We start from the raw sequence: 22191 nt of genomic DNA on the forward strand, positions 1-22191 counted from the left end.
AAATAAAATGACATTTGAACAATCTATAAAAAATGGCGTTATAAATTTACATAATTTGCGTAGCAAAACAATAGGTGAGCTTATCGATTGTTTAAAAACAAGAGACGATATCAAAGAATTTGCTTTTCAAGATGATGATACTGATCATAGTATACAATATAGGAAAGGTAGAAATATTAGTAATAATATGAAACTTAGGTGTATAGGTGCAGCAATTGGTTTAGTTGCTGGTCTAGTTGCAGCATGTTATTTAGGGCAAGAAACTTTAACTCTTATCGGTGTTTCTGGTGTAGTGTTGATTGCATTTGCTATAGTTGGTGCATTACTTGGAGCTGGAGCGGGCTATGTCGTAGGTAAATGCCTTGACAAAATTAAGGTTACAAATATGCAAGGAGAAAGAAGTTGTTAAAGGTTCGTGTTATATTCTGAATTTCTTTCAATACTTAAAGATTTACAATCAGAGCAAACCACTTGGCCACGTGGAACTGATTTCAGCTCATCAGTTGAAACTTTACTTGAGCAGAATATGCATTTTATTTTATCACTTGGGGCGAGTGAGTGATCAACAGCAATTCTATCATCAAAAACAAAACACTCGCCTTCCCAATTACCACTTTTATTACCAGTTTTTTCAAGATAGGAAAGAATACCGCCTTTAAGATGGTAAACATCTTTAAATCCAAGGCTTTTCATATATGCTGTAGATTTCTCACATCTGATTCCACCAGTACAGTACATAGCTACTTTCAGGTCTTTACTCTCAGAAAATGACTCTGCCCACTGAGGAAAATCGCGAAAACGCTGAGTGTGTGGATTGATTGCATTTTTAAACTTGCCTAGTTTTACTTCGTATTCATTTCGTGTGTCTATCACTAAAACATCAGATTGAGAGACAAAATCATCCCAATGCTCTGGATCAACGTACTGGCCTCTAACGGAAGTACCGAGATTACTTACACCAAGATTCACAATTTCTCTTTTTAATCTCACTTTCATCTTACTAAACGGTTGGTATCCTGCCACACTCTCTTTCCACGTAAGACCTTTTAGCCTGTCATCAGAACGTAGAAAATCGAATATTTTATCAATCGCGTTTCTTTCACCAGATACGGTTGCATTAATACCCTCTTCTGCAAGGAGTATAGTACCCTTTAATTCGACATTGTCGCATGCAACTTTTATTTCATCTTTCATGTCATAATAATTAGAGAGTTTTACAAAATGATAGAAAGTTGCAATGACAAAACTCATAATTAATTAGTTTATCGATTTAAAACATAATATATAAAATTATGAAGATATTCAATAGGACGGCTGTTAATTACTGGATATCTTTAGTTTTTGCATATAACATTTTAATATCAAATATAGATTCAAGTTAATGTTTCTGAGAGTATTTAAAAATATATTCTTGTTTTTAGTAAGTGTATTATTTGTCTGCCCTATACTATCGTTAATATCGATTCTATTTACAGAATCAGCAACCTCTGGATGGGTAATTAGTAGACTTTTTCCTGAATATATACTCAATACGTTGATTTTGATGGTAGGAGTAGGGTTAATATCCTTTATATTTGGAGTAATTCCAGCTTGGCTTACTACATTTTTTTCGTTTCCCGGAAGTAGAATTTTTGAGATTGCCTTATTCTTTCCGATATCAATTCCTGGATATATAGTATCGTTTGTTTATGTAAACACGTTAGAGTTTTCAGGTCCAATTCAGAGCTTGTTAAGAGATACTTTTCAATTGAGCAAAGGTAACTATTGGTTTCCCGAGATCAAATCCCTAGGTGGTGGAATATTAGTAATGGGATTTAGTCTATATCCATACGTTTATATGTTGGTCCGCTCAAGTCTAAAGAGCGTTAGTAACTCAGTCACTATTGCATCAACACTTGGGTTCTCCTCATTACAGAGTCTGTTTTCTGTCATCATACCCTCCATACGTCCATCAATTATAGCTGGGTTATCCTTGGTACTAATGGAAGTAATTACAGATTTCGGCACACCACAGTTTCTTGCTATCGATACTTTCACGACAGGAATATACCGTACTTGGTTTTTACTGCATGACAAATATTCAACTACTGTTTTGGCAGTTGCAGAGCTGATTTTCGTTGCAACACTAATAGTTATCGAGAAAAAACTACAAAAAAGAGAAATATCTTACTCTTCAATCAATACTAATGCAGATTATCACAATAAACGTAGTATAAACGGTTCTATATCGTTGATCTTTTCTTATCTTATGTGTTTATTGCCGATATTAATAGGCTTTATTTTACCAATGATTCCACTTATATATTGGAGCATAGAGAAAGGCTTTTTCATATACGAAGCAAGATTTTATAATATAATAACAAACAGTATTAGTTTATCATTTATTACCGCGCTAATCTCGATCAGCATTGCAATAATTATTGGATATACAGCACGTAAAAATAAGGTAATAAGCAATATAGCACGTCTCATTTCTCTTGGATATGCAATTCCAAATGCAATTATTGCAATTAGCATAATAATGTTTTTAAGCAGAATATCTTCTTTCATTACTCAATATATTGTAGAAATTAGCTTGGTAGGAACTATTGGCGCATTAGTTTACTCATATTTATTTCGTTTTTTTGCTATATCTTTCAAGGCGATAGAGTCGGGACTCAAAAAAACACCAAATGAAATTGAATGGACTGCATATACTATGGGTCATGGGCCTATTTCCACGTGCCTGAATATTCATATTCCCCTTATCAAGAAAAGCATACTATCGGGATTTCTGCTCGTGTTTATGGATACGGTAAAAGAACTCACGGCAACACTAATTATCAGACCATTTAATTTTGAAACTATATCAACTAGAATATATGAACTTGTCAGCGATGAGCGTTACAGAGAAGCTGCCCCATTTTCGTTAATGATAGTTATTATAGGTTTAACCTCTACAATAATCTTATTCACACTTGATGATAAGAATCAAAAATAAACTATTTTGCATCTGTTCAGCAGAGTAACAAAATAAGATAGACGAAAAAGACAACTATAGAAGCAAATGGTCAGTGCTTTCGTGTTTATCAACTTAGTTGGATCTCAGTATCAGCTACTCGGATGACACTATGGAAGCTCAAATGACAAAACAGAAGCATTGGTTTCAGATGCACTTAAACAAATACACTATCTTGATGATCAATGAGGTCTAGTGTTAACGTATGGACTGTCTAAGGAAAAGGGTGGTACCATAACATCAAAGGTTTTTATGCTCTCTTCGTTCAGAAATTCATATTTACCCTGCATTATTCCTGATGGTGTATTTAAGTATGTTCCACTTGTATATTTGAATACCTCTCCAGATTTTATTACAGGTTGTTCTCCAATAACACCGACTCCGGCAATTTCATTTACTTTGCCCTCATGATCTATTATTCGCCAATAGCGACTTAATAATTGAATGGTTGATGAGCTTTTGTTTTTTATCTTAACATTATACATCCATACGTAACAATTTTCATAAGGAATGGATTGCTCTTCAATGTAAATTGGCAAAACTGTAACTTCAATAGAATTAGTAATAAGTATGTATTTCATGGTCATCGTAAAGTGTTCATGATAAAAATTTAACACACTTCAATTATACACTTTTTTCATAGATTTTCCAAGCATATTATCGTACTCTAACTAGGAAATATTAATCTACATGATGAACAAAACAGATTCACTGGATAAAAAAGTGATAGGAATAATAGGAAGTGGGCAATTAGGTAAAATGACTGCTATCGCTGCAATAAAACTTGGGCACAAAACGCATATTTTTGCCAGTGCCAAAAACGATCCAGCTTGTTCTGTTGCTGATGATTTAACAATAGCAGACTTCTGTGATAAAAGGGCACTTGAATCTTTTGCACAGAGTGTGGATTTAGTCACTATTGAGTCTGAAAATATTCCATGTAGTGCAATTGATATTGTGTCGCAGCATACAGATTTTTATCCAGGCAAAAAGGCGTTACACATTTCGCAAAATAGGCTGAGAGAGAAAGATTTTATTAGAGATTTAAGCATAAAAACTGCTGATTACAAAAGTATACAAAATTATAATCAGCTACTAGAAAGCAGTGAAACTTTTGGCTATCCAATAAGGCTAAAAACAACAGAAATGGGTTATGATGGAAAAGGACAATATGTGATTGAAAATGATTCTGAACTGAAGCAATTTGCTTCCTTCGATTGGAATACACAATATATTCTGGAAGCAAGTGTCGACTTATTGAAAGAGATTTCGATAGTTATTGCAAGAGATCAAAATGGTAAGGTGGTCTTTTTTCCTATAGCAGAAAATTGTCATGTTGATGGCATACTTGATACTTCAACAGCACCAGCTAAAATAGATAATAAATTAACTCAAGAGGTACAAAAAACTGCAGAGAAAATAGCAACTGCGCTTGATGTAGTAGGAATTCTAGCTATTGAATTTTTCATCACTCAAAATCATGAATTACTAGTTAATGAACTGGCCCCAAGACCCCACAATTCTTGCCACTGGAGCTTGGATGCATGCAACGTTAGTCAATTTGAGCAGCTAGTTAGGATAATATGTGGGCTACCTATGCAGGAAGTAGTATTACGCTTTTCTTGCATGACAAAAAATATAATAGGTAATGATATATATGATTCTCACAAATATTTGAGCAACGAAAAAGCTAGTTTAACCATATATGGGAAAAAAGAGGTTAGGGACAAGCGTAAAATGGGTCATGTCAATATAGATTTAAGTTATTGAGCTATAAATGCTCTTTGATCAAGATCTCCAAGATCTGCACTATATTTAGTGCTGCACCTTTGCGTAGATTATCAGCTACTATCCACATATTTAATCCGTGTTTAACGGTATCGTCTTGTCTAATACGTGATATGTATACGGCATCCTCTTGCACAACATCAATCTGAGTCATATATCCACCATCTTCGCGCTTATCTTGCACTAAAACTCCATCGTCTTCACTGAGCATTTCACGAGCTTCTTCTTCAGTTATATGCTGATCAAATTCTACATTTACTGCTATAGCATGACCAACAAGAACAGGTACTCGGACACAAGTTGCAGTTACTTTTATATCCTCTTCTAAAATTTTTTTTGCCTCCTCTTGCATTTTCCACTCCTCTTTTGTAGAACCATCTTCCATGAACTCTCCTATATGAGGAATGCAATTAAATGCTATTTGCTTAGGAAATATTTCAGGTTTTTTAGCTTCATTCATAAAGATTTTTTTTGTCTGATTGTAAAGCTCATCCATTGCTGCTTTACCTACACCAGAAGTTGATTGATAAGTTGAAGCAACGATTCTCTTTATTTTTGCTTTTTGGTGTAATAAATGTAATGCCAGCAACATTTGTATTGTAGTACAGTTTGGATTAGATATTATATTATGGTTTTTATATTCCGTAATTTTATCTTTGTTGATCTCTGGAATAACTAGTGGCACGCCTTCTTTCATCCTAAAATAGGAAGTGTTATCTATCACAACGCACCCAGCCTCAGTTGCAATTGGTACGTATCTCTCAGAAACATGAGATTCTGCACAGAAAATGGCTATATTAGTTCCAACGAAGTCATAATCCTCAAGGCATAAAACTGTTAACTCTTTGTCACCAAAACTCACCTTTTTTCCCTTTGATTTTTTCGATGCAAAAGCAACAACAGAATCTATCGAAAATTTTCCCTCTTTTTGAAATTCAGCAAGCATGGTCAATACCTCATATCCTACTCTTCCTGTTGCTCCAATAACTGCAATCTTACATACCATATAAATAAACCTCTGATTTTAAAGCTATATTATATTTTTACTGATAAAATTTACAATTACTTTAATATTTTTACCTTGCAATTAACCATAATTTAGTTATAATTATAAGATACTAGTAATATTGCATGGTAGAATGAAATGAGTAAAAAACATGATGACACTAAGGTCAAACCTGCAGTATCTGCATTTCAAAAGCCTGAAAAAGTCAATAGATTAGAGATTCAAAATGTTCTTTCGAAAAAAAGCAAGCCAGCAATAAATTTTGATGATAAAAAGTATGGTGTGAAAATTTCTAAGATAGACCAGCATCTTTCAAACAAGAAGCAAGTATCTTTTGGATTAAGAGATTTTTTAAGTTCAATACCAATAATAGGAAGATTTTTAGTGAAAATTTTCACGCCTGAAAAAGAAGAGTATAAAAAACTGCAATCGCAAATAGGTCTTTCTAATAAAGCAAAAAATGAGACCTACATAGATAATAAACGCACAGAAGAAGTAGGTAGCAAACTTGAGAATGGTAATGTTGAAAAAGTAGATAAAGAGAAAAAAAACCTTGGACCATAAGTACTGATCATTTAAAGCGTAGCTCTAGTTACTGAGCTTGTTGTACAGAGATTTTACGATACCAAAGTAAATAAATGGGTATGCCGCTTGCAGTAAATAAGCTTGCAATTAGCGAGGTATTTACAGGGGTTTCTAATATCACCCAACAACAAAAGGTTGTTGCTATGCTACCAATTAAAAGCTTATAACAACTCCTCTCCTTTATAATAACCTTTAGAAAGGCAAAACAGCATGTAAGATAAACGAACAAAAATGAAATTACAGAAAAGTCAATAATCGACGTAATCTGTTGAGCAAAATTATTGTTTGAAGTGAGAATTAGTAAAGTTGCAGTGCCAACTGAGCTAATTATTATTCCCCAAAAGGGAGCACCATGCTTGTTCCTTTTAGCAAAAAATTTTGGCATAAGTCTATCTTCTGCAAGACCAAAGGCAACCTGTCCGCTAGATAAAACCCAGGCATTTAGACTACCAACACAAAAAATGAATGCAATTATAGAAATAATTAAATGCCAATTACCAGAGAACATAATTTTTATTGCCTCAACATATGGTGCTCTTGAATTTGCTAGGTCATTTCCATTTATTAACCCCATAATCGCAAAATTATTGATAAAATATATAATAGCAACACAAATTGTGCCAAGCACTACAGCTTTTGGTATAGTTTTAGCTGGGTTATCAACTGACCCTGCAGGCGCTGTTGCCAATTCAAGTCCAATAAAACACCATAGAGTAAGGAGTGTAGAACGAGCAAGAATTTGCGATGTTGTAAGACTTAAGATTTCTTCACTTATAATAAAATTACCTCTATCGAAAAAAAACAACGCTGCTACAGGTATTGCAAGCAATACAGCAACCTTCATAACTGTGAGTAGAAACTCAACGCGCCCTGCAGTAGCTATTCCCCTTAAATTTATTAATGTAATGATTGCAAATAACAACAGCTCTAAAAACAAACGCATGCTTTTGACATCTTCATGGAAAAATGGTGTAAGATAGCCAACACCCACAACTATTAAAGCTGTTGTGCTGATCCATGAGATTACCCAATACGTCCAACCAACAAAGAAAGCTGCGGCAGAACCAAAGGTATGTTTCACATAAACGTGAGGACCTCCAGTTTCTGGAAACTTTGCACATAGTGTAGCAAAGACTAGTGCAAGAGATACAGCACCAGCTCCTGATATCATCCAGCTTATAAGGCTATAAGCACCATATGGAGCAAGGCTAACCGGAAGCATGAATACTCCAGAGCCGATCTGACTACTAATGACTAAAGCAAAAACAGCCCAAAAACCTATTTTATTTGACACAATACCTCTTAATTCTATTAATGTAAGCCAGTAGTATAGCTTAAGAATTTTAGCAAATAAAAAATTTAAGTTAAGTTTTTAGTTTATGATACCAAAGTAGATAAATAAGCGTGCCGCTTAAAGGGAATAGGCTTGATATTAACAATGTTTTTATAGAAGTCTCGTATACTATCCAGCAGCAAAAAAGTACAGCCACGCCTCCAATTAAAGATTTGCAGTATTTTTTTTCTTGAATGATAACCTTAAGAAAAGCAAGGCTACATGATAAATAGATAAACAAAAATGACACTACAGAGATATCAATTATTGAAGTTACTTGCTCAGCAAAACTTTTGTTTGACGTTAAGATAAGTAAAACTAACACTCCCAAAGTACTTAGTATTATTCCATAAACAGGAGCATCATGCTTATTTTTTTTGGCAAAAAATTGCGGCATTAACTCATCTTTTGCAAGGCCTAAGGTGACTTGCCCATCAGCTAAAAACCAAGCATTTAAATTACTTACAGAAACGATAAAGGCAACAACAGAAATAATTAAATGCCAATTACCTGGAAACATAATTTTTATCGCATCAACATATGGTGCTTTTGAACTAGCTAGTTCATTACCACTTATCAATCCCATAATTGAAAGACTATTGATGAAATATATCACAGCAACACAGACTGTTCCAAGCACTATAGCCCTTGGTATTGTTTTAGAGGGATTATTGACAGATCCTGCAGGTGCCGTTGCTGATTCAAGCCCAATAAAACACCATAAAGTAAGGAGTGTAGAACGAGCAAGAGTTTGCGATATTGTAAAGTTTGATACTTCCTCACTTACAATAAAATTATTTCTATCAAAGAAAAATAGCCCTGCTATGGGTATTGCAAGAAGTGCGATAATTTTAACAATGGTTAGCAGAAGCTCAACACAGCCAGCAGTAGTTACTCCCCTTAAGTTTATTAGCATAATAGCTAAAATTAATATTATTTCTAAAAGCAAACGTACATCTTGTATATCATTATGAAAAAGGGGAGCTAAATAACCGATACTTGCAATCGTTACAGCAGTTGAGCTAACCCACGAACTTACCCAATATGTCCAACCAACAAAAAAAGCTGCTGTAGAACCAAAAGCATGTTTCACATAAATGTGTGGTCCCCCCGTTTCTGGAAATTTTGCGCAAAGTGAAGCAAAAACCAAAGCAAGGGATATAGCGCCAAATCCTGATATCACCCAGCTTATGAGGCTATAAGCGCCATAAGGTGCAAGGCTAATTGGGAGCATAAAAATTCCAGAGCCGATTTGGCTACTAATCACCAAGGCAAGGACAGCTAAAAAGCCTATTTTATTTGACACGACAATTTTTAATTTTTATCTAAATATATTAACAATATATTTGAAGCTCAGAAATTTCAATTGGTCTTTTTAATTTGCATTTTTTAATCTAAGAATATAATGAGAAGTATATTAATAGATTATTAAGAGGTAGGGTGTGACTCCAAGATTAAGAGATTTTTTGATTATTTGTGGGGGTATTTTATTGTTTGTTTCCGCTATTGCAGCGATAATTTTACTTGACTGTTTGCTTGAGATCCTCTTTGGTGTGCTTTTTGAATTTCTTCTTGCTAAAACTTCAAGTGAAATATTAGCTTTTTTGGGAACACTTGCAATTTTTCTAGCTGTTGGCGTTTCGTGTTACGGATTGCATAAGCTCTGTTCTATTTTTACAGAAAGGATTACAAGCAGCTATCAGTCTTTCAAAAATGAAAATAGTGATGATAACATTTTTTCTGAAGTATATAATGACCCGACAATAGGGTTAAAAGATAAGATTCTGTTTTTTTCTATATACTCAATATATTGTATCCAATTACCATTTTTGTATTGTTCATCGAAGATATCAGAGCTTAGCAGAACATTATCAAATAGTAGAGCGTTGAGTCTTAGAATATGTTTAGTGCTTATTAATACTATATTATTGATCCCAGTAGCACTTCTTGAGTTAATAAAGTATCCATTGATAAAGCTCTTCTCGCCTCTGGGTTTAAGTGTAAAGCAAATGAGCTTTTTGTTTAATGTAAGTGATGTAAGCACCGGCAGTCAGAGTGTTCATACGAGTAGTTTTCAGCAAAGTATTATTGAGTGTGCCAAAAAATTAAAGGAAGAACATGGTACTCCATCAAGTGAGCTGGATGAAGAATTTAAAAGTTATATAAGAGGTTTGACAAATCCTCAGAAAGAACTGATAGCACCTTATTTGAAACTAGATGGTTATGAAGAAGGAGAATGGGTAAGATGGTAGATTCTAAAACCGGACTGACATTAACACAGGCCATAAATTTAGTTTTAATTGCAGCAAGAAAGCAAAATGCAGATGTAGAGCTATTGAAATCCATATTGCTGGTTCGTTTTGAGGAAAGTAATCGCCAGTGTGGCCCTGGAATGCTTAATCGTATCATTTATGCATTAAGTGGCCTTGAAGCAGAAAATAATTTTGCAGCTCAACTAGAACCTCAGATAATAGGAGAGTTGGCAGGTAATGCTACTAAAAAGTTTCTTGAGCAATCTGTAGATAAGCACTACTTTAAAATAAAGATTTTAAAAGAAAAGTTTGACGACTTATATTCGCTAGGTTCTGGAGTGGATTTGAGCAATGCAAATGATGAAGTAAAGGAAGGAATTTCTCATATGAGAGATGCTATAAAAGAATTTGTGTTTAAAGAATTATATGTGAAGTTTTATAATGACTATGGAGAACATATTCGAAGAGGGCAAATAAAACAAAGGCTGAGAGAATTAATAACAGATGAAGTCATAGATGCAGCAATATCTTATAAGATAGACGAGATAGAAGTTCCTGCAGAACCATCTACTTATCTTGAAAAGATGAAAGCATTTTTTGCAGGGCATACAAGATTCTCTGCTGCTTAAAGCTCTAAGACTTGTCTAAGCTTTGATTGTCAGTTAGGCGTGAAGCTAAAATTGGTATTTATAATTAACTCACAGCAAACTAAACGATGGCAATCTGGCCGTCTTCTAATTTTTCCTTATTGATTTGTAGCAGATTCTTTGTTATGGTTATGAAAAGAAACTTCAAACCTCATCAGTGTACTTTGATAGCTGAATATTGAATATGATAATATTGATAACAAACGATGATGGTTTTGAAAGTGAAGGAATAAGATTACTTAAAGAGATTGCACAGAATTTTGCATCAGAAATATGGATAGTGGCGCCAGATGCTGATAGGAGTGGAGCTGCAAGATCTCTTGATTATCCAGTGAAACAGTCTATTAAAATAAACCAACATAGTGAAAGGGAGTTTAGTGTATCTGGTACCCCTGCAGACTGTATCATTATTGCACTAAATAAGATTATGAATAAAAAACCAGACTTAATATTGTCTGGAGTAAATATTGGATCAAATGTCGGAGATGATATTTGCTACTCAGGAACAATTGGTGCTGCAATGGAAGGTGCTGCAAGATTTATACCTTCTATTGCACTAAGCCAAGCTTATCGTAACGAAATAAACTGGTACAATACAAGGATTTTTGCATCAAAGATTATCGACAAGCTAGTTAAAGTTGGTTGGCCTAAAAATATAGTGATGAGTGTAAATTTTCCTGCTACAGAAAAAGTGAAAGGAGTAGAATTTGCTGAGCAAGGTGAATACAACATTGATGGGGATTTAACTTTTACTGAAAATTCGAATGGTTCTTTAAGCTTAAATTGGTCTCGGGAACACTCAGGCAGTGGTAGTGTAGATAAAATAAAAGGAGGTTTTATTATTATTACACCGATAAAATTAGATTTTACAGATTATGATATATTAAATGCTATGAAAAATTCTTGTGCAGAGGAATTTTCTTCTATAGCTAACACTCCTATTGCTTCTGATTAGATATTTTCTACGATTTTATCGCGAGCAATCATTTTTTCTTCACCCGTGTCCATGTTTTTAATTTTTAAAGTTTTACTGCTTAGCTCTTCATCACCAAAGATTAATACAACTTTTGCATTTGCTTGATTTGCTTTTTTCATTCGGGTTTTTAGAGTTCCACTATATTCGTAAATCACATATAAACCATTTCTGCGTAATTCACTTGCAAGTGTTAGAGCATGTTCTTCAGCTTCTCCACCGATTGGAATTATATAAATAGGCCTCTCTTTTTTTTCAGCATAGTTGATTAATTCCATTATACGCTCAATCCCCCCTGCAAATCCTATTGCTGGAGTGTGTTTTCCACCTACTGAAGATACTAGATTATCGTATCTTCCACCGGCAAAAACTGCTCCTTGTGCACCTAAATCTTCTGTGACAAATTCAAATACTGTGTGACAATAATAGTCTAGACCTCGAACTAATTTGCTATTTACAGTGTAAGGTATGCCAAGAGCTTGCAGTCCATTTAACACCTGGTCAAAGAAATATGAAGATTCTTTTGTATAATAATCACTGATTTTTGGTGCGTCAGAGATTATTTCTTTATCTGTCTTATCCTTAGAGTCTAATATTCTGAGTGGGTTTTTAATCAATCTATTTTGACTATCTTCTGATAGGTCATTTTGAAACTTTTTTAAATACGATATCAAAGCTTCTCTATACTTACTTGTTGTTTCACTATCACCCAAAGAGTTGACTTCCAGTCTTACATTCTCATTGATGCCAAATTCAGTGAGTAAATGCTGAGCAAGTGATATCAATTCAATATCAGCTTTCGGATCTTCTATGCCAAAAATCTCAAAATTTATCTGATGAAATTGCCTTTGTCGTCCCTTTTGTGGTCTTTCGTAACGAAATGAAGGGCCTGTTGAGAATAACTTTACCGGTGTTTGCAGTTTTTTTTCAATGAGTAGCCTGACAATCGCTGCAGTGAATTCAGGACGCAGAGTTATGCTCTTTCCTCCTTTATCAATAAAAGTATACATCTCTTTATTTATGATATCTGAACTATCACCTAAAGTCTTTGTAAAGACTTCTGTGTATTCAAATATCGGAGTTTGAACAGGCAAAAAGCCGTATAAACTTGAGATTGTATTTGCTGTTTGCTCTATGTATTTAAATTTATACCATTCATCAAACAGAAGATCTTTCGTTCCTCTAACTGTTTGATTAGTCATAGCATAGTCTCTATACCTGAAACTTCTGGTATGTGATAGCTCAGCATATTCTGCACTCCTTGCCTCAAGGTAATTGCAGCACTTGGGCACCCAGAGCAAGCTCCTTGCAGTTCAACGTAAACTATTCCGTCTTTATAGCCACGGAACTTGATATCACCACCATCTTGAGCAACTGCAGGTTTAATATAACTTTCCATCAATTCTTTTATTCTATTTACAACTTCTATATCATTTTTATCAAAAAATTCTTCATTTGGCATGTCATTATCGTTTGCTCCTTCTTTATCCAGTGCTTTTCCACCAGAAGTAAAGTGATCCATAATTGTAGTTAAAATTTCTACTTTTAATACGTCCCAATTAATTCCATCTGATTTTGTTACTGAAATAAAATCATGACCAAAAAATACTCTTACAACATGTTCTATTTGAAAAAGATTTACTGCTAGTTTAGAGTTCTTTATTTCATCTGCATTTGAAAAATCAGCTGTTTCTCCTTCGCTCAGAATTTCAAAACCAGGAAGAAATTTCAGCGTGTTTGGGTTTGGTGTTTCTTCAATCTGGATAAACATGTTATTTACCATGACAATTATAATTGTTACTATTTAATCATAAAATGATAAAAAAATATACATGTCATTCATCTTCTTCCTTTTTTTGATATTCACAATAATCACGTTTGTTTTACCTAGCGTTGTTGTATTTTTTCTCTTTTTGGCAAAGAGAAATAACATAAGTTTTATGATGAACTCTATATTAAGTAAGTTTTTGAACGAATTTAACAGCAGTAAAAATTACACCAAAAATTACACTGGTGATAATATGTCCAAAGATGAAGCATTAAAAATACTGGGGCTGAATTCCGAGGCAAGCCAAAATGAAATCAATAAGGCATACCAAAATTTAATGAAACTGGTCCATCCAGACAAGGGAGGCTCAGAATATTTTGCACAAAAATTAAACGCAGCACGTGATAGGTTACTGAAGACCTAATTTTTAACTATTGAAATTTTTTCTCTGTAAATTTCACTTGTAAATACTAAATCGTGTGATACAAAGCCAAGAGCGTTGTCTTGTAGGAGGTATTTGATGCGAAAACACAGAATAGAAGAGTTAAGGAATAAATTGTTTATTGCTATAAACAAACTTGATTTTGAGGAAGTTAAAAGATGTGTTAGAAAGGCAAAGATTAAAGATGTACAAAACGATATTATTAATGGTAAGCAATATGGCATGGCACCTATACATTTTGCTACTTACAGAGCTAGCTCAAAGATATTGCAGTTTTTGCTTAACAATGGTGCTAATATTAATGCTGTGAGTGATGCGTGCCTTGTTCCTTCCACATTCATTGTTGTAACACATGGTATGTCAAAAATGGAGAAAGTTGTATTTAATTGTACTCACAGCAACACTAACTTTCAAGGAATGCAAAATTTTACAGCTTTACACTTAGCACTTTATCAGTGTCGATTAGATATAGCAAAAGTTCTGGTTGAGAATGGTATTGATACTAGTATTAGAAGTACAAATGGCAAAACGGCATTTGAGGTTATCCCAGGTTATGAAAGTCTTTGCAGTGATGGCTGTAAGCCGAGCAAAATACGCTTAGGTTTATTAAAATTTCATAAAAATAATTGTACAGAACTATTACTTTCTGCTAGAAGAAATACTAAGTTAAAACTAGAAGCTGGTGATACTCCAGATGCAGCAAGTAGTACAGCGAAACCTTTCTCAGCCTCCACCAGGGCAAATACTAAGACAGGATTGGAAGCTGGTGATACTCCAGATCCTGCACCAAGCAGTGCAGTAAAACCTTTTTCTTTTATTAATAGTATATTTAGTTGGGTAACCACTGCCACACTCAATGGCTTATTCAGCAGTGCTCCTACTTTACTTCCTGCACAGCAATCTGTTGATCACTTGGCTGGTAGCCCAATTGGTTCTTCACAAGTTGATTTTAATGCAACAGCTCTACTAGTTGATGTAGTGGTCAAAAAGTTCACAGGGAAAAAGTATTCAAGGCTACTGGACAATCCACCTCTGACAAGACTTGATATTATAGAAAAAAAACTCGAGACGGCAATTAGTAGTTGTGAAAAACTTTATCAATGTCCTCGAAGTTCATTAAGCAATTCAATAATATCTAAAGGTGTATATCATCAAAAATCCCTCTAAATCAGTTAAAATAAGCACTCAAATTTGAGTGCTTATTTACAAAACTTATCCCTTATTTCCTCTTCTAAAGCAGATTGCTTCTTATTAAGAGCAAAAAAATTTGAATAAGGAAGCTCAGCATGTCTTGTACGAAAGTTAAAGTGATAGATTGCTGAAGACCTAATTTTTAACTATTGAAATTTTTCTCTGTAAATTTTGCTTGTACATATTAAGTTGCATGATATAAAGCCGAGAGCATTCTCTTTTAGGAGGTATTTAATGGAAAAACAAAAAATAATTGAGATTTTAGGAAGAAAATTAGTTTCTGCTATAAGCAGAGGTGATTTTCAGAAAGTTAAAGAATGTATTAAAGAGATAGAGTATAAACAAATAAAAAATGAAGTTTTGAATTATGAAAGATACTATATGAAACCTATACATCATGCTACTCTCTTGGGTAATTTAAAGATATTAGAGTTTTTATGTAACAGCGGTGCTGATGTTAATACTACTATTAGTAATCGATATTTGAGTACTCCCTTGCATATTGCTGCTAGACATGACAAACTAGAAATAGCAAAGTTTTTACTTGATCGTGATGCTAACATCAATGCTACAAATTATAAAGACCTTACACCTTTGTACTTAGCATCTAACGATTGTCATTTAGATATGGTAAAACTCCTACTCTGTAGAGGTGCTGATGCTAGTATTAAAAGTCGTTACGGCAAAACAGCATTAGATGTTGTTGGAAATGCTAGAAAAGATGAATGTAGTAGTAGTGAAATTCAAAAAATAGAATCTGTATTGAGCAGTGCTACTGAAGCTGACTGTGAAGCAAAATTAACTTCTATAAAAGCAGGTATTAAAGACGCTAACGACAGTACAGATTTTGTAAGTAGTGCAGCGAGTCTTTCGTTATCCACTACCAAAGCAATTAAGATGGAATTGGAAGTTAGTAATACCAAAGACTTGGCAAGTAGCACAGTGAATTCTTTCTCCACTCCTACCAGAGCAGATTTTAAAGAAGCTAGCAGCATCACAAGCAGTGCAGTAAAACCTTTTTCTTTTATTAATAGTATATTTAGTTGGGTAACCACTGCCACACTCAATGGCTTATTCAGCAGTGCTCCTGCCTTACCTCCTGCACAGCAATCTGTTGACCACTTGGCTGTTAGCCATATTGGTTCTTCACAAATTGACTGTAATGGAATAGCTACGCTAATTGCTATGGCAGTAAGTTATATTAAAGGAAAACAATATTTAAGGCCACTGGACAATCCACCTCTGACAAGAATTGATATTATAGACAAAAAAGTCGAGACGGCAATTAGTAATTGTAAAAAACGTTATCAATGTCCTCGAAGTCATTAAGCAATTCAACAATATCTAAAGGCGTGCACCAAAAATCCCTTTCAATCAGTTAAAATAAGCACTCAAGCTTGAGTGCTTATTTTCGTATAATCCTCTTTAAGTTAAAGCTCTTATATGTTAGGAATAAGCTGCTACGCAATTTAAGTAAACTAAGGAGGTTTATGGTGTTTTGTACAAAAACTAAATGTAGCACGTGATGAAATAACAATCTCTTACGTTGTAAAATTTTTTTAATTTTACATATAAATTTCACTAGCATATGCCCGAATTATGTGGTATAAGGGCAAAGATTTTATCTTTTAGGAGGGTTATGGTTACAAAAACAGAAGTTGAAAAATGGAGAGATGGGCTACGTTCTGCAGTAAAGGAACGTGATTTTCAAAAAGCTGAGGAGTATATTAGCGAAGGAAAGACACATACTACTAATGTTATTAACTCTAAAGATAGAAATGGTAACTCACCTTTATCGATTGCTGTTAGTAAACAAGATTTAGAAATGATGAGTTTTTTAATTGAGAATGGCGCAGATGTTAATATTGAGGACTTTTTTTGTGTGCCTCCTATATACTATGCTGTTACAAAGGGCACCACAGAAATGATAGAGCTTCTAATCGATAAAGGAGCAAGCATTAGTGGTTATTTTTCATATGCTGATAAAAAACGCACTCTTGTAGGCTGGGCTATAGATAAAAATAGTTCGGAGAAAGTAGAGGTCCTACTTAGGCATGGTGCTAGTCCAGATGGCAAATTTGATCTTCTTGCTTATTCACAAAATTCATGTCTACATGCTGCTATTGAAAAAAACTACTCAAGAATAGTTGAGCTTCTTATTGAATATCGTGCTGATGTCAATGTTCAAAACGAACAGGGACAAACACCTATATATTTGGCTATTAGTTCAAAACGTCCAAAAATAATTAAGCTATTATACGATAATGGTGCTGATATTGATAATGTTAAGGATATAAGGAACGAGACACCATCAGATTATGTTAAGTTATTTTATTCCGGCAAAACGATAAAAGAAATTGCTGCAGAAGCAGAGAGTGCCAATGTAAACTCAGAAGATATTACTCCTGCACCAAGTAGTGCAGTAAGACCTTCTTCTTTTATTAATAGTGTATTTAGTTGGATGGGAGCTTCAACAACTGCTGCACTCAGTAGCTTATTTCAGAGTGCCCCTGCTTTACCTCCTGCACAGCAATCTATTGCACATTCGACTGGAAGCTTAATTGGTTCTTCACAAGTTGATTGTAATGGAACAATTCTGCTAACTGCTGTAGCAATAAGTAAGTTCACGGGGAAAAGATACTCAATGCCACTGGATGATTCACTTTTAACATTGGAGCAAATTAGAGAAAGAAAGGTTAGTGCTATAGAAAGGGATATCAAGATGGCAATGAGTAAGTTTGAAGAACTTGATCAATGTCCTCGAAGTTCATTAAGCAATTCAACAATATCTAAAGGTGTATGTCATCAAAAATCCCTCTAAACCAGTTAAAATAAGCACTCAAGCTTGAGTGCTTATTCGTGAAATCTATTCTTAAATTTAAACTTTTTATTGTACGTTATAGGTAAGTTGTTACAATAAAATGAGTTAAGATGAAAAAACTTTAAGTTATGGAAGATGATAGCAAGAAAGAAATAACAGAAGAAAAAGGTATATTAGGTTGGATAGAGTATAGACTGCCTATATTTTCTTTTCTAAAACATACTGCTTCTTATCAAGTACCAAAAAATTTAAATTATGCTTGGAATTTTGGTTCTTTGGCTGGTATAGCACTAATTTTGCAGATAATAACAGGTATATTTCTTGCCATGCACTACACTCCGCATGTTGATCATGCATTCAATAGTGTGGAACGTATAATGCGTGACGTAAGTTATGGATGGCTGATACGTTATACTCATGCTGTTGGGGCGTCACTCTTCTTTATGGTGGTCTATGTTCATATCATGCGTGGATTATATTACGGATCTTATAAGAGGCCGCGAGAAATGGTGTGGTTTATTGGCATATTTATATTTTTTGCAATGATGGCAACTGCCTTTATGGGATATGTTCTTCCATGGGGACAAATGAGCTTTTGGGGTGCAACAGTTATAACTAACTTATTTTCAGCCATACCTTTAATTGGCAATAAAATAGTTATATGGTTGTGGGGTGGTTTTTCCGTTGATAACCCAACACTTAATCGTTTTTTTGCCCTTCATTATCTTCTGCCCTTCATTATTATTGCTTTAGCTATGTTACATGTTGTTGCTCTGCATAGATTTGGCTCTAATAACCCAAGTGGAATAGAAGTCAGGTCAGGTAAGGACACTATTCCTTTTTATCCTTATTATATAGCAAAGGACTGCATAACTTTTGGTTTATTTTTTATAATTTTGTTTGGATTTGTTTTTTATGCCCCTAATTATCTTGGGCATCCTGATAATTATATAGAAGCTGATCCTATGGTAACTCCAGTACACATAGTACCAGAGTGGTATTTCCTACCTTTTTATGCGATGTTGCGCTCAATTCCAAATAAGCTTATTGGTGTACTTACCATGTTTGGATCTATTTTAGTTTGGTTTCTTTTGCCTTGGCTTGATAAATCAAAGGTTAAAAGTGGTGCTTATCGCCCATTATTTAAGAAATTTTTTTGGGTTTTTGCAATAAATTTTGCATTTCTTGCTTGGCTTGGGGGGCAGGAAGTTAAAGAGCCTTACATTACCTTAAGTAGGCTCTCAACTCTTTATTATTTTTCATATTTTGTGATAATTTTACCTTTACTTAGTAAGTATGAGAAACCAAAAAAATTACCAAAAACAATAAGCGATTCCGTGCCGGAGATGAAGTGATGTCAACTCAAAGCAAATTCCTTACAAAATTCTCTGTCATCCCAGCTTCACAACTTTATGAATATTATATACAACACACAGCGTCATTTCGCTATCTTCTGTTGTCATCCCAGTGCTTGACACTGGGATCCAGATATAAAAATACTTATAAATCATGCAATGAACAACAAATTCTGGGAGTGCACGATAACCATAATGTCAGTGATGAAATAAACTGGATTCCAGTGTCAGCTACTTACATAACATCAATTCGAAATTTACTAAAACAGTGGTTACGCATGGGATCTAATGTATTTGCAGTCTTTTGCATGTTATTCCTGTCTAGTTTTATATCTGCAGAAGAATTCACACCATCACCAAATAAGAAAATCGACTGGAGTTTTGATGGAATTACTGGATCTTTCGATAGAGAGTCAATTCAGCGTGGCTATAAAGTATACAAGGAAGTCTGTGCTGCTTGCCATTCAATGAATAGAATAGCGTTTCGTAATTTGCAAGATGTTGGTTTTTCTGAAGAGGATGTAAAACAAATTGCAGCCTCTTACCAAGTTAAAGATGGTCCGAATGATTTGGGTGAAATGTTTGATAGGCCGGGAGTGTCTTCGGATTATTTTATTGCACCTTTTGATACAAAAGAAGCAGCTGCAGCAAGCAACAATGGCGCAGTTCCACCAGACTTATCACTCATTGTTAAAGCAAGGCATGATGGTGCAAATTACATCTATTCACTGCTTATTGGTTATCAAAATGGTGAACACGATGAGAACGGTTTATATTTTAATCCATATTTTTCAACAGGCAGGTTAGCTATGGCACCACCATTATCTGAAGGAATGGTAGAATATGATGGTGCAAGGCAAGCCACAGTTGAAAATATGTCATATGACGTAGTAAATTTCTTACAATGGGCAGCCGAGCCAGAACTGGAACGTCGACATAAACTTGGGTTAAAAATAGTGACATACTTTATAATTTTGACGGTATTTTTTGTCCTCACTAACAATAGAGTTTGGAGTAAACTCTATAAAAAGAAAAAATAGAGTTTTTTTATGTTTATTCTTTCATACCTTATTTACACTAGCAAATGTATTCTATACTAATAAATACATTATAAAAATATAAAGGCATGGCATTTCAAATAGTTACAAATTTTCAGCCAGCTGGGGATCAACCACAAGCAATAGATAGTTTAGTTGAAGGACTAAATAACAAAAAAAGAGATCAGGTTTTACTTGGAGTAACTGGCTCTGGAAAAACTTTTACTATGGCAAATGTTATTGCAAAAACAAATAGGCCTGCGTTAATTATGGCACATAATAAAACTTTAGCAGCGCAGCTTTACGAGGAGATGAGAGGATTTTTCCCCCATAATGCTGTTGGATACTTCATTTCTTATTATGATTATTATCAGCCTGAGGCTTACTCGCCACAAACTGACACTTATATTGAAAAAGACTCTTTAATAAATGAAAGAATTGATATGCTACGTTATTCTGCTGTATGCTCTCTTTTGGAGCGTAGGGACACAATTGTAGTTGCCAGTGTTTCTTGTATATATGGTCTTGGTTCGCCTGAGAGCTATCTCAGCATGACCTTAACTTTAAATGCTGGAGATAAGATTAATATTAATGATTTCCTGAATAATTTGGCTAATCTTCAATATAAGCGTTCTGATGTCAGATTTGAGCGAGGATATTTCAGAGTGCGCGGCGATATTATTGATATATTTCCTGCCTATTATGAAAATAAAGCTTGGCGTTTATCATTGTTTGGTGATGAAATAGAGGAAATTTCTGAGATCGATGCCATGAACGGCAATATTATCAGACGCATAGATAAAGTCAACATTTTTCCAAATAGCTATTACACTACATCACGTGAGACTCTTTTGCAAGCAGTTCAATTGATTAAAAAAGAACTACATGAACGCCTGGATTATTACTATTCACAGAACAAAATTGTTGAAGCAAAACGCCTTGAGCAGCGTACTAATTTTGATATTGAAATGATGATGGCAACGGGAGTGTGTAAAGGTATTGAAAATTATTCTCGTTATCTTTATGAAATGAAAGCCGGGGATCCACCGCCTACGTTGTTTGAGTATTTACCTAAAGATGTAATTTTATTTGTTGATGAAAGCCATGTAACCGTTCCCCAGATAGGTGCAATGTATAGTGGCAATGAAGCACGTAAAAAGAAGTTGATAGATTATGGTTTTAGGCTCCCTTCTGCTTTCAATAACCGTCCATTAAAGTTTGAAGAATGGGAGGCAATACGGCCCCAGACCATTTACATTTCGGCTACTCCAGGAAAATATGAATTAGAAAAGACTAATCACGCATTTATAGAGCAAGTTATCCGCCCAACAGGACTGACAGATCCCATCTGTACCATAAAACCAACAGAGAATCAGGTTGATGATGTAATTCACGAGGCGCAAGTAACAATAAAAAAGGGATTTTGTATTCTAATTACTACATTGACAAAAAAAATGGCTGAAAAGCTAGCTGAGCATATGAGTGAGCTCAGTATGAAAGTAACTTATCTGCATTCAGATATTGGTGCACTGGAAAGAATTGAAATTATATGCAAATTAAGATCGAAAGAAATAGATGTTCTTGTTGGCGTTAACTTGTTGCGGGAAGGTCTTGATATTCCCGAGTGTGGGTTAGTTGCAATTTTGGATGCTGACAAAGAAGGGTTTTTACGATCAGAGACTTCGCTCATTCAAACGATAGGTCGTGCTGCACGCAATGTTGAAGGCAGAGTAATTTTATATGCAGACAAAATTACTAATTCTATGGATCGTGCACTGAAAGAAACTGAAAGGAGAAGAAAGAAACAGACAGAGCATAATACACTGCACAATACTGTACCAAAAACTATAATAAAGCCTATATCAAATACTTTACAGGAAAAAGTGGTAGTTGAGAATTTTAGTCAGGATGATCTAAATAGTCTGAAAAAGCAAATGTTGAAGCATGCTGAAAATTTAGAGTTTGAAGAGGCGGCAAAAATAAAAGGTATTATTG

The 22191-nt window shown here is 34.4% G+C and carries 21 protein-coding genes; 14 read left to right on the forward strand and 7 right to left on the reverse strand.

From position 1 onward, the window contains the following. Positions 1-7 precede the first annotated feature (7 nt). Complete coding sequence (locus LEM02_RS02460) at positions 8-409, forward strand: hypothetical protein (protein ID WP_127463814.1); 402 nt, start codon at positions 8-10, stop codon at positions 407-409. Here the strand turns inward: LEM02_RS02460 and trhO are convergent. Continuing rightward, the gene (gene trhO, locus LEM02_RS02465) at positions 406-1251 is read right to left on the reverse strand and encodes an oxygen-dependent tRNA uridine(34) hydroxylase TrhO (protein ID WP_226079583.1); all 846 of its coding nucleotides are present in this window, start codon (positions 1249-1251) and stop codon (positions 406-408) included. The two genes, LEM02_RS02460 and trhO, sit on opposite strands and share 4 nt — an antisense overlap. Before the next feature lie 130 nt (positions 1252-1381). On the opposite strand from trhO, the gene LEM02_RS02470 reads away from it, so the two are divergent. Beyond that, positions 1382-2980: an ABC transporter permease gene (locus tag LEM02_RS02470; protein ID WP_226079584.1), complete on the forward strand. Its 1599-nt coding sequence runs from the start codon at positions 1382-1384 to the stop codon at positions 2978-2980. 200 nt (positions 2981-3180) lie between these two features. Here LEM02_RS02470 and apaG read toward each other — a convergent pair whose 3' ends face one another. Beyond that, positions 3181-3585, reverse strand: a complete 405-nt coding sequence (gene apaG / locus LEM02_RS02475) for a Co2+/Mg2+ efflux protein ApaG (RefSeq protein WP_226079585.1) — start codon at positions 3583-3585, stop codon at positions 3181-3183. Positions 3586-3691: 106 nt separating this feature from the next. Between apaG and LEM02_RS02480 the strand changes: the two genes are divergently transcribed. Continuing rightward, positions 3692-4768 carry a 5-(carboxyamino)imidazole ribonucleotide synthase gene (locus LEM02_RS02480; RefSeq protein ID WP_226079603.1) on the forward strand — a complete coding sequence of 359 codons (1077 nt, stop codon included), beginning with the start codon at positions 3692-3694 and terminating at the stop codon, positions 4766-4768. Between the two features lies 1 nt (position 4769). Here LEM02_RS02480 and LEM02_RS02485 read toward each other — a convergent pair whose 3' ends face one another. After that, positions 4770-5792: an aspartate-semialdehyde dehydrogenase gene (locus LEM02_RS02485; protein ID WP_226079586.1), complete on the reverse strand. Its 1023-nt coding sequence runs from the start codon at positions 5790-5792 to the stop codon at positions 4770-4772. Between the two features lie 138 nt (positions 5793-5930). Between LEM02_RS02485 and LEM02_RS02490 the strand changes: the two genes are divergently transcribed. Beyond that, a complete protein-coding gene (locus LEM02_RS02490) occupies positions 5931-6356 on the forward strand; it encodes a hypothetical protein (RefSeq protein ID WP_226079587.1) in 426 nt (141 codons plus the stop codon). Positions 6357-6384: 28 nt separating this feature from the next. On the opposite strand, the gene LEM02_RS02495 is transcribed toward LEM02_RS02490, so the two are convergent. Then, a complete protein-coding gene (locus tag LEM02_RS02495) occupies positions 6385-7671 on the reverse strand; it encodes an APC family permease (RefSeq protein ID WP_226079588.1) in 1287 nt (428 codons plus the stop codon). 70 nt (positions 7672-7741) lie between these two features. Further along, positions 7742-9016, reverse strand: a complete 1275-nt coding sequence (locus LEM02_RS02500; RefSeq protein ID WP_226079589.1) for an APC family permease — start codon at positions 9014-9016, stop codon at positions 7742-7744. 136 nt (positions 9017-9152) lie between these two features. On the opposite strand from LEM02_RS02500, the gene LEM02_RS02505 reads away from it, so the two are divergent. The 3 genes from LEM02_RS02505 to surE all read left to right on the forward strand — a co-directional run bounded on the left by LEM02_RS02505 (position 9153) and on the right by surE (position 11564). Continuing rightward, entirely contained in the window at positions 9153-9962 is an 810-nt protein-coding gene (locus LEM02_RS02505) for a hypothetical protein (RefSeq protein WP_226079590.1), read from the forward strand. Further along, positions 9956-10591, forward strand: a complete 636-nt coding sequence (locus tag LEM02_RS02510; protein WP_226079591.1) for a hypothetical protein — start codon at positions 9956-9958, stop codon at positions 10589-10591. The genes LEM02_RS02505 and LEM02_RS02510 overlap by 7 nt, the downstream gene beginning before the upstream one ends. Positions 10592-10793: 202 nt before the next feature. Then, positions 10794-11564 carry a 5'/3'-nucleotidase SurE gene (gene surE / locus LEM02_RS02515; RefSeq protein WP_226079592.1) on the forward strand — a complete coding sequence of 257 codons (771 nt, stop codon included), beginning with the start codon at positions 10794-10796 and terminating at the stop codon, positions 11562-11564. On the opposite strand, the gene hisS is transcribed toward surE, so the two are convergent. Next, positions 11561-12784 carry a histidine--tRNA ligase gene (gene hisS / locus LEM02_RS02520; RefSeq protein WP_226079593.1) on the reverse strand — a complete coding sequence of 408 codons (1224 nt, stop codon included), beginning with the start codon at positions 12782-12784 and terminating at the stop codon, positions 11561-11563. The genes surE and hisS overlap by 4 nt on opposite strands. Continuing rightward, positions 12781-13353, reverse strand: coding sequence for a NifU family protein (locus tag LEM02_RS02525; protein WP_226079594.1), 573 nt, complete (start codon positions 13351-13353; stop codon positions 12781-12783). Before LEM02_RS02525 ends, hisS begins: the two co-directional genes overlap by 4 nt. Before the next feature lie 169 nt (positions 13354-13522). Between LEM02_RS02525 and LEM02_RS02530 the strand changes: the two genes are divergently transcribed. From LEM02_RS02530 to uvrB, 7 genes are all read left to right on the forward strand, one after another. Then, complete coding sequence (locus LEM02_RS02530) at positions 13523-13774, forward strand: DnaJ domain-containing protein (RefSeq protein WP_226079595.1); 252 nt, start codon at positions 13523-13525, stop codon at positions 13772-13774. Positions 13775-13870: 96 nt separating this feature from the next. Next, a complete protein-coding gene (locus tag LEM02_RS02535) occupies positions 13871-14959 on the forward strand; it encodes an ankyrin repeat domain-containing protein (protein ID WP_226079596.1) in 1089 nt (362 codons plus the stop codon). Between the two features lie 258 nt (positions 14960-15217). Next, positions 15218-16312: an ankyrin repeat domain-containing protein gene (locus LEM02_RS02540; RefSeq protein ID WP_226079597.1), complete on the forward strand. Its 1095-nt coding sequence runs from the start codon at positions 15218-15220 to the stop codon at positions 16310-16312. Positions 16313-16622: 310 nt separating this feature from the next. Then, positions 16623-17804, forward strand: coding sequence for an ankyrin repeat domain-containing protein (locus LEM02_RS02545; RefSeq protein ID WP_226079598.1), 1182 nt, complete (start codon positions 16623-16625; stop codon positions 17802-17804). Between the two features lie 128 nt (positions 17805-17932). Continuing rightward, positions 17933-19159: a cytochrome b gene (locus LEM02_RS02550; RefSeq protein ID WP_226079599.1), complete on the forward strand. Its 1227-nt coding sequence runs from the start codon at positions 17933-17935 to the stop codon at positions 19157-19159. Positions 19160-19437: 278 nt separating this feature from the next. After that, positions 19438-20199: a cytochrome c1 gene (locus LEM02_RS02555; protein ID WP_226079604.1), complete on the forward strand. Its 762-nt coding sequence runs from the start codon at positions 19438-19440 to the stop codon at positions 20197-20199. A gap of 86 nt (positions 20200-20285) precedes the next feature. Beyond that, positions 20286-22191: excinuclease ABC subunit UvrB (gene uvrB, locus LEM02_RS02560; protein WP_226079600.1), on the forward strand; the 1906-nt coding region annotated here is incomplete at its 3' end.

Origin of the sequence: Wolbachia endosymbiont of Tribolium confusum, from assembly GCF_020405475.1 — a bacterium.
In the GTDB taxonomy this organism is placed as follows: Bacteria; Pseudomonadota; Alphaproteobacteria; order Rickettsiales; family Anaplasmataceae; genus Wolbachia.

Coding starts and splice junctions, on each gene's coding strand:
- LEM02_RS02460 (WP_127463814.1), top strand. CDS start 8: ATGACATTTGAACAATCTATAAAAAATGGCGTTATAAATTTACATAAT.
- trhO (WP_226079583.1), bottom strand. CDS start 1,251: ATGAGTTTTGTCATTGCAACTTTCTATCATTTTGTAAAACTCTCTAAT.
- LEM02_RS02470 (WP_226079584.1), top strand. CDS start 1,382: ATGTTTCTGAGAGTATTTAAAAATATATTCTTGTTTTTAGTAAGTGTA.
- apaG (WP_226079585.1), bottom strand. CDS start 3,585: ATGACCATGAAATACATACTTATTACTAATTCTATTGAAGTTACAGTT.
- LEM02_RS02480 (WP_226079603.1), top strand. CDS start 3,692: ATGAACAAAACAGATTCACTGGATAAAAAAGTGATAGGAATAATAGGA.
- LEM02_RS02485 (WP_226079586.1), bottom strand. CDS start 5,792: ATGGTATGTAAGATTGCAGTTATTGGAGCAACAGGAAGAGTAGGATAT.
- LEM02_RS02490 (WP_226079587.1), top strand. CDS start 5,931: ATGAGTAAAAAACATGATGACACTAAGGTCAAACCTGCAGTATCTGCA.
- LEM02_RS02510 (WP_226079591.1), top strand. CDS start 9,956: ATGGTAGATTCTAAAACCGGACTGACATTAACACAGGCCATAAATTTA.
- surE (WP_226079592.1), top strand. CDS start 10,794: ATGATAATATTGATAACAAACGATGATGGTTTTGAAAGTGAAGGAATA.
- hisS (WP_226079593.1), bottom strand. CDS start 12,784: ATGACTAATCAAACAGTTAGAGGAACGAAAGATCTTCTGTTTGATGAA.
- LEM02_RS02525 (WP_226079594.1), bottom strand. CDS start 13,353: ATGTTTATCCAGATTGAAGAAACACCAAACCCAAACACGCTGAAATTT.
- LEM02_RS02530 (WP_226079595.1), top strand. CDS start 13,523: ATGATGAACTCTATATTAAGTAAGTTTTTGAACGAATTTAACAGCAGT.
- LEM02_RS02535 (WP_226079596.1), top strand. CDS start 13,871: ATGCGAAAACACAGAATAGAAGAGTTAAGGAATAAATTGTTTATTGCT.
- LEM02_RS02540 (WP_226079597.1), top strand. CDS start 15,218: ATGGAAAAACAAAAAATAATTGAGATTTTAGGAAGAAAATTAGTTTCT.
- LEM02_RS02545 (WP_226079598.1), top strand. CDS start 16,623: ATGGTTACAAAAACAGAAGTTGAAAAATGGAGAGATGGGCTACGTTCT.
- LEM02_RS02550 (WP_226079599.1), top strand. CDS start 17,933: ATGGAAGATGATAGCAAGAAAGAAATAACAGAAGAAAAAGGTATATTA.
- LEM02_RS02555 (WP_226079604.1), top strand. CDS start 19,438: ATGGGATCTAATGTATTTGCAGTCTTTTGCATGTTATTCCTGTCTAGT.